This is a genomic window from Streptomyces sp. NPDC021225, from assembly GCF_044332865.1.
Taxonomy (GTDB): domain Bacteria; phylum Actinomycetota; class Actinomycetes; order Streptomycetales; family Streptomycetaceae; genus Streptomyces.
The window spans coordinates 913,487-928,693 of record NZ_JBIRPV010000002.1 but is presented as its reverse complement, the minus strand read 5'-3'; the positions used below and the strand labels follow the sequence as shown (position 1 = coordinate 928,693).

The 15,207-nt window shown below is 73.4% G+C and carries 14 protein-coding genes; 7 read left to right on the top strand and 7 right to left on the bottom strand.

Annotated features, from left to right (window positions below; genetic code table 11):
• Positions 1 to 2: 2 nt before the first annotated feature.
• Genes ACH4S9_RS12365 through ACH4S9_RS12340 form a run of 6 tightly spaced genes read right to left on the bottom strand, consistent with a single transcriptional unit; the run spans position 3 to position 5,630 of the window.
• Positions 3 to 371, bottom strand: coding sequence for a nuclear transport factor 2 family protein (locus ACH4S9_RS12365; RefSeq protein WP_385339113.1), 369 nt, complete (start codon positions 369 to 371; stop codon positions 3 to 5).
• Complete coding sequence (locus tag ACH4S9_RS12360) at positions 368 to 1,192, bottom strand: alpha/beta hydrolase (RefSeq protein ID WP_398371497.1); 825 nt, start codon at positions 1,190 to 1,192, stop codon at positions 368 to 370. Before ACH4S9_RS12360 ends, ACH4S9_RS12365 begins: the two co-directional genes overlap by 4 nt.
• Positions 1,174 to 2,769, bottom strand: a complete 1,596-nt coding sequence (locus ACH4S9_RS12355; protein WP_398371495.1) for an amino acid adenylation domain-containing protein — start codon at positions 2,767 to 2,769, stop codon at positions 1,174 to 1,176. The genes ACH4S9_RS12360 and ACH4S9_RS12355 overlap by 19 nt, the downstream gene beginning before the upstream one ends.
• A complete protein-coding gene (locus ACH4S9_RS12350) occupies positions 2,753 to 3,958 on the bottom strand; it encodes an acyl-CoA dehydrogenase family protein (RefSeq protein WP_311727877.1) in 1,206 nt (401 codons plus the stop codon). Before ACH4S9_RS12350 ends, ACH4S9_RS12355 begins: the two co-directional genes overlap by 17 nt.
• Positions 3,955 to 5,346, bottom strand: coding sequence for a TrpB-like pyridoxal phosphate-dependent enzyme (locus tag ACH4S9_RS12345; RefSeq protein WP_358843151.1), 1,392 nt, complete (start codon positions 5,344 to 5,346; stop codon positions 3,955 to 3,957). Before ACH4S9_RS12345 ends, ACH4S9_RS12350 begins: the two co-directional genes overlap by 4 nt.
• Positions 5,343 to 5,630 carry a phosphopantetheine-binding protein gene (locus ACH4S9_RS12340; RefSeq protein WP_358843150.1) on the bottom strand — a complete coding sequence of 96 codons (288 nt, stop codon included), beginning with the start codon at positions 5,628 to 5,630 and terminating at the stop codon, positions 5,343 to 5,345. The genes ACH4S9_RS12345 and ACH4S9_RS12340 overlap by 4 nt, the downstream gene beginning before the upstream one ends.
• 355 nt (positions 5,631 to 5,985) lie before the next feature.
• Here ACH4S9_RS12340 and ACH4S9_RS12335 point away from each other — a divergent pair, with 355 nt between their 5' ends.
• From ACH4S9_RS12335 to ACH4S9_RS12305, 7 genes are all read left to right on the top strand, one after another.
• The gene (locus ACH4S9_RS12335; protein WP_398371492.1) at positions 5,986 to 7,413 is read left to right on the top strand and encodes an aldehyde dehydrogenase family protein; all 1,428 of its coding nucleotides are present in this window, start codon (positions 5,986 to 5,988) and stop codon (positions 7,411 to 7,413) included.
• Between the two features lie 62 nt (positions 7,414 to 7,475).
• Entirely contained in the window at positions 7,476 to 8,504 is a 1,029-nt protein-coding gene (locus ACH4S9_RS12330) for a hypothetical protein (RefSeq protein ID WP_358843148.1), read from the top strand.
• 93 nt (positions 8,505 to 8,597) lie between these two features.
• Entirely contained in the window at positions 8,598 to 9,494 is an 897-nt protein-coding gene (locus tag ACH4S9_RS12325; protein WP_311727872.1) for an oxygenase MpaB family protein, read from the top strand.
• Complete coding sequence (locus ACH4S9_RS12320) at positions 9,491 to 10,561, top strand: cysteine synthase family protein (RefSeq protein WP_311727871.1); 1,071 nt, start codon at positions 9,491 to 9,493, stop codon at positions 10,559 to 10,561. The genes ACH4S9_RS12325 and ACH4S9_RS12320 overlap by 4 nt, the downstream gene beginning before the upstream one ends.
• A gap of 7 nt (positions 10,562 to 10,568) precedes the next feature.
• Positions 10,569 to 11,729, top strand: coding sequence for a CaiB/BaiF CoA transferase family protein (locus tag ACH4S9_RS12315; RefSeq protein WP_398371489.1), 1,161 nt, complete (start codon positions 10,569 to 10,571; stop codon positions 11,727 to 11,729).
• Positions 11,719 to 13,383 (top strand): class I adenylate-forming enzyme family protein, encoded by a 1,665-nt coding sequence (locus tag ACH4S9_RS12310; protein ID WP_398371487.1) that lies wholly within the window; start codon positions 11,719 to 11,721, stop codon positions 13,381 to 13,383. The genes ACH4S9_RS12315 and ACH4S9_RS12310 overlap by 11 nt, the downstream gene beginning before the upstream one ends.
• Positions 13,380 to 14,450, top strand: a complete 1,071-nt coding sequence (locus tag ACH4S9_RS12305; protein ID WP_311727868.1) for an LLM class F420-dependent oxidoreductase — start codon at positions 13,380 to 13,382, stop codon at positions 14,448 to 14,450. Before ACH4S9_RS12310 ends, ACH4S9_RS12305 begins: the two co-directional genes overlap by 4 nt.
• Positions 14,451 to 14,527: 77 nt before the next feature.
• Here ACH4S9_RS12305 and ACH4S9_RS12300 read toward each other — a convergent pair whose 3' ends face one another.
• A complete protein-coding gene (locus ACH4S9_RS12300; RefSeq protein ID WP_394816831.1) occupies positions 14,528 to 15,190 on the bottom strand; it encodes a DUF6875 domain-containing protein in 663 nt (220 codons plus the stop codon).
• Positions 15,191 to 15,207 lie beyond the last annotated feature (17 nt).

The following is a 15,207-nucleotide window of genomic DNA, read 5'->3' as shown; positions in this document are numbered from 1 at the left end:
CCTCATACCAGCGGGGTGAAGAAGAAGGTGTCCCGCCGGGAGAAGCGCCCGTCGTCGGCGAGTTCGAAGAAGTCCGCGAAACGCACGCGCACCGACCTCCCGTCCTTCAGCAGCCCTTCGAAGTCGCCGTGCACCGCGACCCGGCCCGGCTCGGCCACCACATCGCGCAGGAAGTGCTTTCCGGACACGATGACGCGGTCGTTCCGGTAGAAGGCCTCCAGGTCCCCCATCCCGCGCATCGGCGGATAACCGGGACGCTCGTACACGGCGTCCGACGTGAACAGCGACACCAGGCCCGGAATGTCGTCCCGGTCCACCAGGTCGTAATACCGCTCGACGCGCCGTATGGACTTCTCGGCATCGCTGGTCATACGAAGGACACCCCGTTCTTCCTCGCTCCGGTGAGGTGGCGCGCCACGAAGGCCAGCGACGCGGGCAGGGCGCGGTTCACGAAGTCCAGGTCGTGGCCGCCCGGCCGCTCGTGGTACTCCGGGCTCCAGCCCCCGTTCCGCAGGGCGTCGCGCACCCGTCGGTTCACCTGGATCATGCGGTCGTAGTCCCCCGTCCCCACGTCCAGGTAGAGCGCGGGCCGGGGGGCGGGCTCCTGGCCGATGAGCCGGTACGGGTCGTACCGCCGCCGGGTGGCGCTCCCGGGCGGGCCCCAGACCCGCCCGTGGCTCTCCTCGGTGGGCATCACGAAGCCGGGGTCCGCGCGGTACGCGGCGTAGGGGTCACCGCGCCGCAGCGGCGCCTCGAAGGCACCGGCGTGCGAGGCCACGGCGCCGAACACCGAAGGGTGGCGCAGGGCCAGGAACAGCGCGGCGGCCCCGCCCATGGAGAAGCCTCCGACGGCGCGGGCCGAGCGCTCGGCGCGGGTGTTGAACCCGGCGTCCACGGCCGGTACGAGATCCTGGAGGAGGTAGTCCTCGTAGCGGAGCCCGGCGTGGTCGTTGATGAACCACCGGCGCCCGCTCTCGGGCAGCACCACGATCAGCCGGCTGTCCCGCACCAGCTCCACCAGGTCGGTGCGCAGCAGCCAGGTGTCCCGGCCGCCGCCGTAGCCGTGCAGCAGATACAGCACCGGATGCCCCGGGCCGCGGGCCGCGTATCCGCCGGGCAGCACGATGTTGACCCGCTTGCCCCGGCCCAGCGCCCCGCTGGGCCACTGCCGCGTCACGACCTCGACGGGCACGGCGCCTCCCGGTCTCGTTCCGCCGCCGCGGCCAGCGCGCGCCGGTCGGCCTTGCCCGTCGAGGTGCGGACGAGGTCGGCCACCAGCCGGAACCTGGCCGGGACCATGTAGCGGGGCAGCGTGTCCAGGCAGTGGCGGCGCAGCCGGGCCTCGTCCGGCGACCGGCCGGCGGCGGGCACCACATACGCCTCCAGCCGGAGCCCGGCGTCGGGGTCGGCGCCGTCCGGGGCCGTGACGCACACGGCCTCGTGCACCTCGGGCAGGGCCAGCAGCGCGGCCTCGATCTCGGCCGGTTCGATCCGGTAGCCGCGCACCTTGACCATGTGGTCGCGGCGGCCGACGAAGCGGTAGCCGTCCGCGCCCTCGTGGCGCGCCAGGTCACCCGTGGCATGGGCGCGCACGGGCGGCGCGCCGCGGTCGGCGGCGTCCCAGTAGCCGAGCATCACCGAGTCGCCCTCGACGACCAGTTCGCCCTCGGCGCCCGGCGTCCCCGGGACCGGCCGGCCGTCGGCGCCGACCAGCCGGACGGTCGCGTACGGACAGGGGCGGCCGATGGGCGGCGGCGCGGTGCGCCCCGGCGCCAGGTCGGCGTCGGTGACCCGGTGGTAGGTGCAGACGTTGGTCTCGGTGGGGCCGTAGAGGTTGTACAGCCCGGCGTCCGGCAGTGCCGCGCGCAGCCGCCGCAGATGCTTGACGGGGAACTCCTCGCCCGCGAAGAGGACTCGGCGCAGCGGGGAGGAGCTCAGCTGCTGGTGGTTCCGCGCGTCCAGCATCCGGGTCAGCGCCCCCGGCACCGAGTACCAGACGGTGATCCGCTCCTCGGCCACCAGCCTGTTCAGCGCCACGCCGAGGGCCTTGTGGTGCTCGGGGACCAGCACCAGGCAGGCCCCGGCGGCGGCCGCCGCGAAGACGTCGAGGACGGACAGGTCGAAGTGGAGGGGGGCGTGCGAGGACAGCCGGTCCCGGTGGGTGATGCCGAATTCCCCGACGGCCCAGTCGACGAAGGCCAGCGCGTTGCGATGGGAGAGCATCACGCCCTTGGGCGCCCCGGTGGAGCCGGAGGTGTACAGCACATAGGCCAGGTCTCCCGGGTCCACCGGCACCGGCGGTAAGCCGTCGGGGAGCGGCCGTTCCACCGCCTGCCGCCAGCCGATGACCTCGGCGGGGGCGTCCGGCGGCGCCTCGTCGAGCAGTACCACCGGGCCGGGCGCGGGCCGCCGCGCGGGGTCGGGGCCGGTCAGCGTGGCGAGCCTGACGCTGTCGGTGACCAGGCAGCTCACCGCGCAGTCGCCGAGGATGTACGCGGCGCGGGCCGGGGGCGCGGCCGGGTCCACCGGCACATAGGCGGCCCCGCACCTGAGCACCGCGTGGACGGCGACGATGCCCTCGGCCGACTTGGCCGTCCACAGCCCCACCCGGTCCCCCGGGCCCACCCCGGCCTCCCGCAGGGTGGCGGCGAGCGCGTCGGCGGCCCGGTCGAGCGCGGCGTAGTCCAGCGAGTTCCCGCGGTGCCGGACGGCCTCGGCCCGCGGGTGGCGGGCCACCGTCCGCGCCAGCCGGTCAACGAGCGTCGCCACCGCCCTCACCCCCCGCCGACCGGGCCGGTGCGGCGCGCCGCGCGCGGGCCGTGATCCCCATCTTCTCGGCCATCACCCGGCGTTGCATGTCCGAGGTGCCGGAGGAGATCCGGGTGCCGAGGGCGTCGCGGAGGTTCCGTTCCGCATCGGTGCCGGTGGTGTAGCCGAGCCCGCCGTACACCTGCATGGCGTCAAGGAAGGTCTGGACGGCGGCTTCGCTGGTGCGCAGCTGGGCCGCCTCCGGGAAGACGGAGGGGATGCCCTGCTCGAGGTCCCAGGCCGCCCGGTAGGTGAGCAGCCGGGCCTCCTCCAGCCGGACGCGCATGTCCACGATGCGGTGGGAGACCGCGTCGTTGCGGCCGATGGTCCGGCCGAACTGGACCCGGCTCCTGGCGTGGGCGACGCAGTCCTCGATCTGGCGCCGCATGGTGCCCAGCATCGGTGCCAGGATCAGGGAGCGCTCCCAGGCCATCGTCCGGGCCAGGATCCGCGAGCCCTGCTTCTCGGCGCCCAGCCGCCGGCTCGCCGGCACCCGGCAGTCCTGGAGGGTGATCTCGCCCCAGGGCGCGGTGCGCAGCCCGGTCTTCTCCGGGCCCGGCTCCACCGTCAGCCCCTCCTGGCCCCGTTCGACCAGAAAGGCGGTCACCCCGGTGAAGCCGAGGCCGGGGTCGACGGTGGCGTGGACGATGAAGAGGTCGGCGATGGGCGCGTTGGTGACGAAGCGCTTGGTGCCGCTGAGCAGATAGGTGTCGCCGTCGCGGCGGGCCCGCGCGGTCAGTGCCAGGGCGTCGGACCCCGCCTCGGCCTCGGTGATCGCATGGGCCCCCACCAGCCGGCCGTCGCCGAGCGCGGGCAGGTAGCGGCGCTTCTGCTCGGGGGTGCCGAACTCCCTGACCGGCAGCTCGACCGCCCACATATGGGCGCCGAGCGCGATCAGCAGCCCGTTGTCCCGGCAGCCGTGGCCGAGGCCCTCCAGCGCGTACGCGCACGCGAGCGGGGACAGCCCGGGCCCCCCGTACTCCTGGGGCAGGGGCAGGGCGAGGACCCCGGCCTCCGCACACCGCTGCCAGTCCCCCGGCTCCAGGCTCTGCGACCGCTCCCGCGCGGCCACTTCCTCGCCGAGCTTCTCCCCGAGGTCGCGCAGGCGCTCGTGCAGGGCCCGCTGCTCCTCGGTCCAGTCGAGGTTCATGAGGTCGCGCCGGCGGAAAGGACCTCGGGCAGCGCGGCGAGCGAGGCGGCGATCCGCTCGTCGGAGACGGTGTGGTCCTCCAGGCTCCCCGCCAGGTACTGGTCGTAGGCGGACAGGTCGAGCAGCCCGTGGCCGCTGATGTTGCACAGGATGACCGTGGACCTGCGCTCCTCGCGGGCCCGCACGGCCTCGTCGATGACCGCGCGGACCGCGTGGGCGGACTCGGGGGCCGGTACGACGCTCTCGGTGCGGGCGAACAGCGCGCCCGCCTCGAACACGGCGTTCTGGCCGTACGCCACGGCCTCCATCCACCCACGCTCGTACAACGCGCTGACCAGGGGCGCGGCGCCGTGGTAGCGCAGCCCGCCGGCGTGGAGGCCGGGCGCGACGAAGGTGTGTCCGAGGGTGTACATCTTGGTCAGCGGCGTGGTGCCGGAGACGTCGTTGTAGTCCCAGGCGTAGCGGCCCCGGGTCATCTTGGGGCAGGCGTCGGGTTCCACGGCGATCAGCCGGGTGGCGGCGCCGGTGCGCAGCCGTTCCCGGTGGAAGGGGAACGCCAGGCCGGCGAAGTTGCTGCCCGCTCCCATCGAGGCGACCACGACATCGGGGAACTCACCGGCCAGTTCCATCTGGCGCAGTGCCTCCTCGCCGATGACCGTCTGGTGCAGCAGGACGTGGTTCTCGCCGCTGCCGACCGCGAAGCGGGCGTCGTCCGTCCGGCGGGCGTGCTCCAGGGCCTCGGCGTTGGCGATGGCCAGGCTGCCGTCGCTGTCCGGGGACGTGGCCAGCACCGCGCGCCCGGCCTCGGTGTCCGGGCTGGGGCTGGGGATCACCCGGGCGCCGTTCAGCCCCATCAGCACCCGGCGGTACGGCTTCTGCCGGTAGCTGCACCGGACCATGAAGACGGTGCACTCGAGATCCATCGACTGACAGGCCATCGCCAGCGCGGTGCCCCACTGTCCGGCCCCGGTGCCGGTGGTCAGCCGCCGCACCCCGGCCTTTTTGTAGAAGTACGCCTGGGCGAGCGCCGAGTTGAGCTTGTGGCTGCCGGCCGCGTTGGTGCCCTCGTACTTGTAGTAGATGTGCGCCGGAGTCTCCAGGGCGGCTTCGAGGCCGCGGGCCCGCACCAGGGGCGTGGGCCGCCAGCGCTGGTACGCCTCGCGCACCTCGGCCGGGATCTCGACGAAGCGCTCCCGGCCGACGCTGCCCCGGTACATGGACAGCGGGATGTTGGGTGCCTGCCGGTTCGGCTCGTCGGTGCGGTCGGGGCGGTCGGGGCGTGCCCGGCGCACCTCGGCCACCGGTACGTCGAGGTCGGCGAGGATGTTGTACCAGTGCGTGGGGACATCGCTCTCGTCCATCAGGAACCGGTTGCGGACCGCCTTCACGCCTCGCCCTCCGTCCGCGGACCGCCGACCTGGCCCTGGACCAGCCGCAGCAGGTCGCCGACGGTGACCAGGTCCGCCTCCATGACGTCCTCGTCCTCGATATGGCGGCCGAACTCCTCCTCCACCGCGACCAACAGCTGGAGCAGGTTCAGCGAATCGAGCTGAATCGTCGGCGAGTAGAGCGGGATATCGGGGGTGATCTCCTCCGGGTTCAACCGCAGATCCAGGACATCGACCATGATCTTGCGCACCCGGTCCGCGATCTCGTCGTCGGTGCAGTTCATTCAGGACTCCTTGGACTCGTACCGAATCCGCCGGGTCCGCGCACAGGTCCGTTCGAGAAGCGCGTACGCCGGAACTCGGCACAAGGAATACCGGGCGCGGACTGCTTCGACATCTGCTTCGACATCAAAAACGCGGTTCGGCACCCTGAGGCGGGCAGACAAGGGCCAGTCTTTTCCGGCTCCGTACCCTAGCCGGTCCTCGGCGTTCAGTCACCGCCCGAACGCCGGGGGGCAGTTCTCCATACAGCTTGCTTCCAGGCTGCCGATGTCCGCGTCCGTAAGGTGGCTTTGCTCGACTTCCAGCACGCGAACCGGTACACACATCGGCGACCGGTAAAGGAGCCGCTGCCCAGCCATGGAATCCCTTCCGTTTGAGTCGATATACGTCGGCGGTCAATGGATTCAACCGGATACCCGGAAGACCATCGCCGTTGAGAACCCCGCCACGGAAGAGGTCGTGGCCAAGGTACCCGCCTGCGGCCGGGATGATGTCCGGCGTGCGGTGGAATCGGCCCGGGCCGCCTTTCCGGAATGGTCGGCCACCGACGCGGCGACCCGCGCCGAGACGCTCACCTCGCTGCGCGACGCGCTGGTGAAGAACCAAGAGGAATTGTCCGAGCTGATCACCCGGGAAATGGGCTCGCCGATCGCCTTCTCCCGGCGGGTGCAGGTGGGCCTTCCGGTCAAGGCCCTGGAGGGCTACGCCGAGGCACTGGCCGCTGCCACGGCCGAGGAGCGCATCGGCCATTCGCTGGTGGTCAGGGAGGCGGCCGGGGTGGTGGCCGCCGTCACCCCGTGGAACTACCCGCTGCACCAGGCGGTCGCCAAGATCGGCGCCGCGCTCGCCGCCGGATGCACGATGGTGCTGAAGCCGAGCGAACTCGCCCCCCTGTCCGCCTGCTTCCTGGCCACGCTCATCGACGGGCTCGGGCTGCCGGCCGGGACGTTCAACCTGGTCCAGGGCGAGGGCCGGGCCGCGGGCCAGGCCCTGGTCACGGACGAGGGCGCCGATGTGATCTCCTTCACCGGCTCGGTCCGGGTGGGCCGGGAGGTCGGGGCCGCGGCGGGCCAGGCGGTCAAGCGGGCCTGCCTGGAACTGGGGGGCAAGTCCGCCACGCTGGTGCTGGACGGCGCCGACCTGGCCGCCGCCGTACGGGACGGGGTCCGCGGCGCCCTGCTCAACGCGGGCCAGACCTGCTCGGCGCGCACCCGGCTGCTGGTTCCCCGGTCCCGGCTCGAGGACGCCGTGGACGTGGCGCGTTCCGTGGTCGCCCAGTACGTACCGGGCGACCCGACGGACCCGGACTGTGCGCTGGGCCCGCTGATCTCCGCCGCCCAGGCCGACAACGTACGGGAGAGGCTGTACCGCGCGGCGGACCGCGGGGCGCGGCGGGTGGCCGGGCCCGACCCCGGCCAGGTGCCGACGGTGGGCCACTACGTGGCGCCGAGCGTCTGGACGGACCTCGCGCCCAGCGCTCCGCTGGCCCGCGAGGAGATCTTCGGCCCGGTGCTGGTGGTGCTGCCCTTCGAGGACGAGGACGAGGCGGTGTCCCTCGCCAACGGCACGCCTTACGGCCTGGCGGCGACGGTCTGGGCGGGCGACACCGAGCACGCCGCCGCGGTGGGCCGCCGGCTTCGGGCCGGTCAGGTCGATCTGAACGCCGCGAAGTTCAACCCCGCGGCGCCGTTCGGCGGCTATGGGCTCTCCGGCGTGGGGCGCGAGCTCGGGCGCCACGGCATCCAGGAGTTCCAGGAGGTCAAGTCCCTCCAGTTCCCCGCCTGACCCCGCGACCGGCATGCGCCGGACCTCCCGGCCCCATCGGCCCCTCAACCACGGGTGGCATCGTGACTCTCCAATATCCGCCGATCCGCGCGGACTTCCCCGCCGAGATCAGCCCCTTCGTGGACCAGGTGGAGGACAGCACCCGCGCCTTCGTGCGCCGGTTCGGTCTGGTCCCCGACGAGGCGGCCCGGCTCCACCACGAGCGGTCGCTGCTCGGCACCCTGATGTCCCGTGCCTACCCGCACGCGGAGCCGACCGAGCTGGCCCTGGTGACGGACTGGATCAGCTGCATGCTGGTCCTCGACGACCAGTTCGACGAGACCGACCTGGGGCTCGCGCCCGAGCGGCTGCGCCTGGTGTGCGACGCGGTGCTCGGCTGGCTGACCCCCGACGGCAGCGTGGCGAAGGCCCCGTCCGCCGCCACCGCCTCCGAGCACTCCCTCCTCACCGTCTTCCGGCCCGCCTTCGCCGACCTGTGGCGCCGCACCCGCCCGTACACCTCGGACACCTGGCGGATCCGGATGGCCGGGCACATCGCCGCCTTCTTCGAGGTGTGCGTGTGGGAGGCGGAGAACCGCCGCGCGGGGCGCGTCCCGGGCCTGGAGGAGTACATCCGGATGCGCGGCCGGGCCCTGATGCCGTATCTGGACCTCATCGAGGTGACCACGCACGCCGAGGTCCCCCCGGAGATCTACCGGCTCCCGGAGTTCACCGAGCTGAACCAGTCGCTGTCCGACGCCGACCTGTGGACCAACGACCTGTTCTCCTGCGAGAAGGAGGACCTGCTGGGCGACCCGCACAATCTGGTCCTGGTCCACCGGCACGCCCACGGCACCGATCTCCAGACCTCCGCCGACGCGGTCGGGGAGATGATCCAGGGCCGCTTCGACCGCTTCACCGAGCTCAGCCGCGCCTTCCCCGCCGTCCCGCTGGGAGACGGGCTCGACCCGGACCTGACACGGATGCTGCGCCGCCATGTCGCCGGACTGCGCAGCTGGCTGAGCGGCCAGCTCCAGTGGCGCTACGAAACCCTGCGCTTCGACCCCGGCCGGCCCGAGGTGGTCAGCGCCACCGGTTCCACGCCGCTGTAACCCGATTCCTCGACCGCCCTCCCCCCGTGCCCTTCCCCCGTGCCCTTCCCCTGTGCCCTCCCCCTGTGCCCTCTCCTGTGATCGAGGTACGGAATGCGAGCCCGGTACGCCACGCTGAGACGGCTACAGGCCCTTGATCCCAAGTCGGACCACCAGAGAATCCACCGGATATCCTCCGACACCGAATTCCCCTGGGACTACGGCCGGGGCCTGGAAGTGGCCATCTGGCGCACCTGCTGCGTGCCCGGCATCTCCGAGACCCTCGACGGCAGCGGCGAGTTCGCGCTGCGGGCGCAGAAGCGCTACGACGACACCCGCATCCTGCTGGGCGAGATGGTCCGCGGCGGCTACGACTCCGACCGCGGCCGCGAGGCGCTGCGCCAGATCAACCGGGCGCACCGCCACTACGACATCGCCAACGACGACATGCTCTATGTGCTGTCGACGTTCGTCTTCGAGCCGGTCCGCTGGATCGACCGCTGGGCCTGGCGCCCGGTCAGCGAGACCGAGCGGCTGGCCGCGTTCTACTTCTACGTCGAGGTCGGGCGGCGGATGAACATCCAGTCGCTGCCGACCGACTACGCCGAGTTCGAGCGGTTCAACCGGCGTTACGAGCGCGAGCGGTTCCGCCCGGCCGCGTCCAACCACCGGGTCGGCGCCTCGGTGATGAGGCTCTACTCCTCCTGGTATCCGGGGCCGGTGGCCCGCCTGGTGGCCGCCACCCTGCCGTGCCGCCTGGACGCCCACGCCCGCTGGGCACTGGGCATGGCCGTCCCGCCGCTGTGGGCGACGGCCGTCCACGGGACGGCCCTGCGCGCCCACGCGCGGGCCGAGCGGCTCGCCCCGGCCCTGATGGCCCGGCTGATGACCCGGCCCACGGCCAGGACGTACCCCGGCTATCCCAAGGGCTACCGCATCGGTGACATCGGCCCCGGCCACGCGGTCCTCGCCGCGTCGGGCGCCGAGAGCACGGGGGCTGATCACCGATGACCGATGTCGCGCCCGCACCGGAGGCCACCGGCCGTACGGCTGGCCTCCGGGGCACCCCGCTGCGGCCGGTCCGGGTCCCCCTCGGCGGCGGGCGGACGGCCCGTATCTGGCTGAAGCTGGAGGCGCAGCAGCCGTTCGGCTCCATCAAGGCCCGTACCGCCGAGGCGCTGCTCGACCACCTGGAGGCGGCCGGGGCGCTGCGGCCCGGCCGGCGGGTCGTCGAGTCCACCTCCGGCAACCTGGGCATCGCGCTCGCCGGGCTCTGCGCGGCCCGCGGCTACCGGTGCACGCTGATCGTGGAGCCGACCACGCCGGGCAGCAGCATCGACCGGATGACGGCCTACGGGGCTGAGGTGGTGACCGTCGCCGAGGTGCCCGGCGGCAGGACGGTCGACGCCCGGCTGGACGCGGTGCGCCAGATCCTGCGCCGCGACGGCGACGCGGTGTGGACCAATCAGTACGAGAGCCCGGCCAACCCCCGCGTGCACACCACCCGGACCGCGGCCGAGCTGGTACGGGACGCGCCGCGGGGGCGCTTCGACGCGGTCGCCGTCGCGGTCTCCACCGGAGGCACGCTCGCCGGTGTCGCCGAGTACTTCCGGGACCGGCTGCCGGACGCCCGGATCATCGCCGTGGACGCGGTGGGCTCGGCCGCCCTGGGCGGCGCCCCGGCCGACCGCCCGTTCAAGCTGGCCGGGTTCGGCTCCGGGCGGGTCTCCGGGTTCGTACGGCCCTGCCACTTCGACCACCGCGCCCTCCTCAGGGACGAGGACGCGGCCGCGGCCTGCGCCCGGATCCGGCGGCGCACCGGGATCTCGCTCGGCGGCAGCGCGGGCGCCGCGGTGCTGGCCGCGACCGTCCACGCCGCCCGCGACCCGGCCCTGCGCGAGCTGGCCTGCGTCTGCCCCGACAGCGGCGAGAAGTACGCCGAACTCACCGACGGCGGTGACGGCGGCGACGGTGTCCCAGGCGAACCGCCGGGGGCTCCCGCGGAGATCTCGGCGGCGCTGGCGCTGCTGGAGGGCGTCTGCCCGGACGAGGCCCACGATGTCCCACCGGCCGACTAGGAGACTGATGGAACCGACAACGGGGTGGCCCGGCCTGGCCGGGGTCCGGGTGCTCGACCTGTCACGGCTGCTGCCCGGGGGCTTCGCCACGTCGCTGCTGGCCGACCTCGGCGCCGACGTCATCAAGGTCGAGAGCCCCGACCGGGGCGACTACGGACGGCTGGTGGACCCGGACACCTTCGCCGCCCTCAACCGCAACAAGCGCTCGGTGATCCTCGATCCGCGCGAGGACGCCGGCCGCGAGGCGCTGCTGCGCCTGGTGGAGAGCAGCGACGCGGTGGTGGAGAGCCACCGCCCCGGGGTCATGGAGAGCCTGGGGCTCGGCTACGAGCGGCTGCGCGCCGCCAACCCGCGCGTGGTGCTCTGCTCGATCACCGGTTTCGGCCAGACCGGCCCGTACGCCTCGCGGCCCGGACACGACGTCAACTTCCTCGCGCTGTCCGGCTTCTTCGCGGTGCCGCACCGCCCGGAGGGGCCGGTCGACCGGGTGGGGGTGCGCGTCGCGGACATGTCGGGCGCCATGTACGCGGCGCTCTCCACGGTCGTGGCGGTCTTCGGGGCCCGGGCCACCGGTGCGGGCCAGCACCTGGACGTCTCCCTGCACGAGGCGGCCGCCGGCTGGGCGGCTCCGCTGGCCCTGCCGCTGTCGGGCCGTGACGCCGCCGCCGAGAGCCCGCTCGTCACCGGGGACAACGATGTGTTCGTCCTGGCCGACGGGCGTCGGCTCGCCTTCGCCACCTTCGAGGACAAGTTCTGGCGCGCCTTCCGGCTGCGCTTCGCCGGGGAGTTCCCGGCGCTCGCCGACGACTCGTACGACCGCCGGGCCGACCGCACCCGCGCCAAGGGCGAGGTGCGTGCCCTGCTGGCGGAGGTCTTCGCCCAGCGCGACCTCGCCTGGTGGTCGGCGGCCCTGGCCGAGCTGGACGTCCCCTGGGCCCCGGTCTACGAGTCGGCGGCCGAGTTCCTGGCCGACCCGCATGTCGCGGCCCGCGGCCTGGTGGGGACCGTGCCGGCCTCGGCTACCGACGGCCCCCGCAAGCAGGTCCGGTTCCCCGTGCTCTTCGGGGCGGGGCTCGAATCCCTGCGCGGCGCGGCCCCCGCACACGGTGAGCACACCGCCGAAGTCCTCGCCGACACCGTCCCCCCGAGGAGCCCCAGTGCCCCATGACCCCACTGCCACCGAGCGCGGCCACGCCCCCCTGCTCACGGCCTCGTACCGCCCCGCGGACACCGCGGCCCCGCTCTACCGGCACACGGTCGGACAGCTGCTGCGCACCACCGCCGCCCGGCGCCCGGAGGCGATCGCCCTGACCGGCATCCCGGACGACGGGAGCGGGCCGCGCCGCTGGACGTACGCCGAACTGCTCGCGGAGGCGGAGAGCATTGCGGCCGGCATCCGCGAGCGGGTCCCGCTGGGCGGCCGGGTCGCCGTCTGGGCGCCGAGCGTCCCCGAGTGGCCCCTCGTCGAGTACGCCGCGGCGCTCGCCGGAGTCACCCTGGTGACGCTGAACCCCACGCTGCGCGCCGGGGAGCTGACGCACGCGCTGGGCGTCAGCGAGACCGAGATGCTGATCCACGCGGACCGCAGCCGCGCCTACGACATGGCCGCCGTGGTGTCCGGCGCCGCGGCCTCCCTGCCCCGGCTGCGGCACATCGTCTCCCTGTCCGACTGGGAGGAGCTGCGGGGCGGCGCCGCCCTCCCCGCCGAGGACGACATCGCCGCGGCCCGCGTCCCCGCCCAGCTCCAGTTCACCTCGGGCACCACCGGCGCCCCCAAGGCCGTACTGCTGTCCCACCGGTCGGTGCTCAACGTCTCCCGGTTGACCTTCGAGGCGCTCCGGGTCCGCGACACGGCCGAGGTCGTCTCGCCGCTGCCCATGTTCCACACGGCCGGCTGTGTCATCTCCTGTCTGGGGCCGCTGTGGAGCGGCGGCACGTTCACGCTCATGGAGCGCTTCGACCCCAAGGTGCTCCTCGAGGTGCTGCGGCGGACCCCGGGCGCCGTGCTGACCAGCGTCCCGACCGTGCTCGCCGCCCTCAACGAGGCCGCCCGCGGGGCCCCCGACCTTCCCCCGCTGTCCGCCGTCCTCACCGGCGCGGCCCCGGTGCGCGCCCAGCTCATCGCGGAGACCGAGGAGTTGTTCTCGACCACCGTGTTCAACCTGTACGGGCAGACCGAACTCGCCTCCGTGCTCACCCTCACCCGGCCCGACGACCCCCTGGAGCTGAAGACCACCACCGTCGGCCGGCCGCTTCCGCACGTCGAATGCAAGATCGTCCACCCCGGCTCGGGCCGGGTGCAGCCGCTCGGCGTCACGGGCGAGATCTGCGCCCGCGGCTACCAGCAGATGGTCGCCTACTACGGGGACCCCGGGGCGAGTGCCCGCAAGGTGGACGCGGACGGCTGGCTGCACACCGGCGATCTCGGCTCGATGGACGCCACCGGAACGCTGCGGCTCGAGGGCCGGCGCAGCGATCTCATCATCCGGGGCGGCGAGAACATCTCCCCCGTCTCCATCGAGGACGTCCTCACCGCCCTGCCCGGGGTGAAGGAGGCCGTCGTGGTGGGCCTCCCCGACGAGGTCTGGGGACAGGTGGTGGCGGCGGTCCTCCAGACCGAGCCGGGCGCGGCCGTCGACCTGGAGGACGTGGTGGCCCTGTGCGCGGAGCGGCTCTCCCCGTACAAGATCCCCGTCCACTGGTTCACGGCCAGGGACCTCCCGCTGACCGCCTCCGGGAAGATCCAGCGGTTCCGGGTACTGGAACTCGCCGTCGAGGGCGCCTTCCGCCGGCTCGGCGGCGCCGAGGGGGAGGCTCTGTGAAGATCTCCATGCAGCTGCGGTACGAAGGGGGCGCCGCCGATGTCGTGGCCGCCGCCGACCAGGTCGCCGGGCTGGAGCGGGCGGGTCTCGACCTCATCTGGGTGCCCGAGGCGTACGCCTTCGACGCGCCCAGCTTCATGGGATACCTCGCCGCCCGCACCAGTCGGGTGGAGATCGGGGCCGGCATCCTCTCCGTCTTCACCCGCACCCCCGCACTGCTGGCGATGACCGCCGCCGGGGTGGACGCCCTGTCGGGGGGCCGCTGCCACCTGGGCCTCGGCACCTCGGGACCGGGCGTCGTCGAAGGGCTGCACGGCGTCCCGTACGCCGAGCCGCTGGCCCGCACCCGGGAGACCGTCGAGGTGCTGCGCGCCTTCTGGAAACGGGACAGGCCGGTGACGTACGACGGGCGGGTGCTGCGGCTCCCGCTGCCGCCGCCCGACGGCGGGGGCGAGGGCGGCGGCACGGGCCTCGGGGTCCCGATGAGGCTGCTGACGCCGCCCGTCCGGCCCGCCGTGCCGGTCTGGGTGGCGGCGCTGGGCCCGAGGAACGTCCGGCTGACCGCCGAGGTCGCCGACGGCTGGCTGCCGATGTTCTTCGTCCCCGAGCGGTGCGAGGAGATCTGGGGGGCCGAGCTGCGGGCGGGAGCGGCCGCCCGGGACCCCCGGCTGGGGCCGCTGCGCGTCTCCGCCGGTGGTCTGCTGGCCATCGGCCCCCACGCGGCCCGCGAGCGCGACCGCGCCCGCGGGCAGCTCGCGCTGTTCATCGGCGGCATGGGCGCGCCGGGGCACAACTACTACTACGACCTGGTCTGCCGGTACGGCTACGCCGCCGAGGCCGCGGCCGTCGCGCGGCTCTACCGCGCGGGCGACCGCGTGGGAGCGGCGGCGGCCGTCCCCGCCGAGCTGCTGGAGGCCACCACTCTCTGCGGCCCGGAGAGCTACATCAAGGACCGGATCGACGCCTACCGGGCGGCCGGGGTGACGCATCTCCAGGTCCAGCCGGTGCCCGGGGAGGGCAGGACGCCGGCCGCGCAGGTGGCGCGCCTGGCCGAGCTGTGCGCCTGACGACCGGGCTCGGCGCCTGAGCGGGGCCGCGCGGCCGACCCGGGCGCGCCGCCGCGGCCCGCCCCGGCGCACCACGATCAGACGCCGCCGGCCTCCCCGGGGGTGGCCAGGAGCGCCTCGAGTCCGAACTCGCGCGCGGCCGCCATCGCGTCCTGTGCCACCTGAGGCGGAAGGTCCCGGCCGTAGCGGTCCAGGTACTGGGCCAGATACTCCGGATCGTCCTTGAGGAAGGGAAAGTCGGTCGGGACCATGTGGCGCATCGCCAGCAGCGGGACCGGGCTGCGCAACGGACGGAAGCCGGGGTTCCACAGCCCGGGCTTGGCGGGCGGCCCGTCATGGAACTCACCGATCATCAGGCCGTGTGAGACATAGTCGGCCTTCAGCAGGTCCTGAGCCCCGTCGATGATGCCGGACACCTTGTCCGGGGGCAGTTCCGGGAACAGCACCAGGATCGTCGTGTAGTGTGCCGCGGCCCCACTCTCGGCGGCGAGCTCGATGAACCAGTCGCGGTACTCGCGCAGCGACTCGGCGACCTCCGTCACATCGCCCGGCACGCCGGGCTGCACCGCCAGATAGAACAGGCCCTTGTGCATCGAGGTCTTTACAAAGGGACAGACGTGCCCTCGTCTACCTATATCCGGGTGCGGCCGGGAAAGATACGTGGACGCCCAATCTATGACCTCGCGAATCGGCTTCTCATAAGCGACCGAAACCGGGGCGGGCGGCACATCGCGCCCCATATCGCCCAACTCAATCA

Excerpts from the sequence above, each read along its gene's own strand:
- ACH4S9_RS12315 (WP_398371489.1), top strand. The coding sequence starts at position 10,569 with ATGGAACCGACAACGGGGTGGCCCGGCCTGGCCGGGGTCCGGGTGCTC.
- ACH4S9_RS12320 (WP_311727871.1), top strand. The coding sequence starts at position 9,491 with ATGACCGATGTCGCGCCCGCACCGGAGGCCACCGGCCGTACGGCTGGC.
- ACH4S9_RS12350 (WP_311727877.1), bottom strand. The coding sequence starts at position 3,958 with ATGAACCTCGACTGGACCGAGGAGCAGCGGGCCCTGCACGAGCGCCTG.
- ACH4S9_RS12300 (WP_394816831.1), bottom strand. The coding sequence starts at position 15,190 with ATGGGGCGCGATGTGCCGCCCGCCCCGGTTTCGGTCGCTTATGAGAAG.
- ACH4S9_RS12340 (WP_358843150.1), bottom strand. The coding sequence starts at position 5,630 with ATGAACTGCACCGACGACGAGATCGCGGACCGGGTGCGCAAGATCATG.
- ACH4S9_RS12365 (WP_385339113.1), bottom strand. The coding sequence starts at position 371 with ATGACCAGCGATGCCGAGAAGTCCATACGGCGCGTCGAGCGGTATTAC.
- ACH4S9_RS12335 (WP_398371492.1), top strand. The coding sequence starts at position 5,986 with ATGGAATCCCTTCCGTTTGAGTCGATATACGTCGGCGGTCAATGGATT.
- ACH4S9_RS12325 (WP_311727872.1), top strand. The coding sequence starts at position 8,598 with ATGCGAGCCCGGTACGCCACGCTGAGACGGCTACAGGCCCTTGATCCC.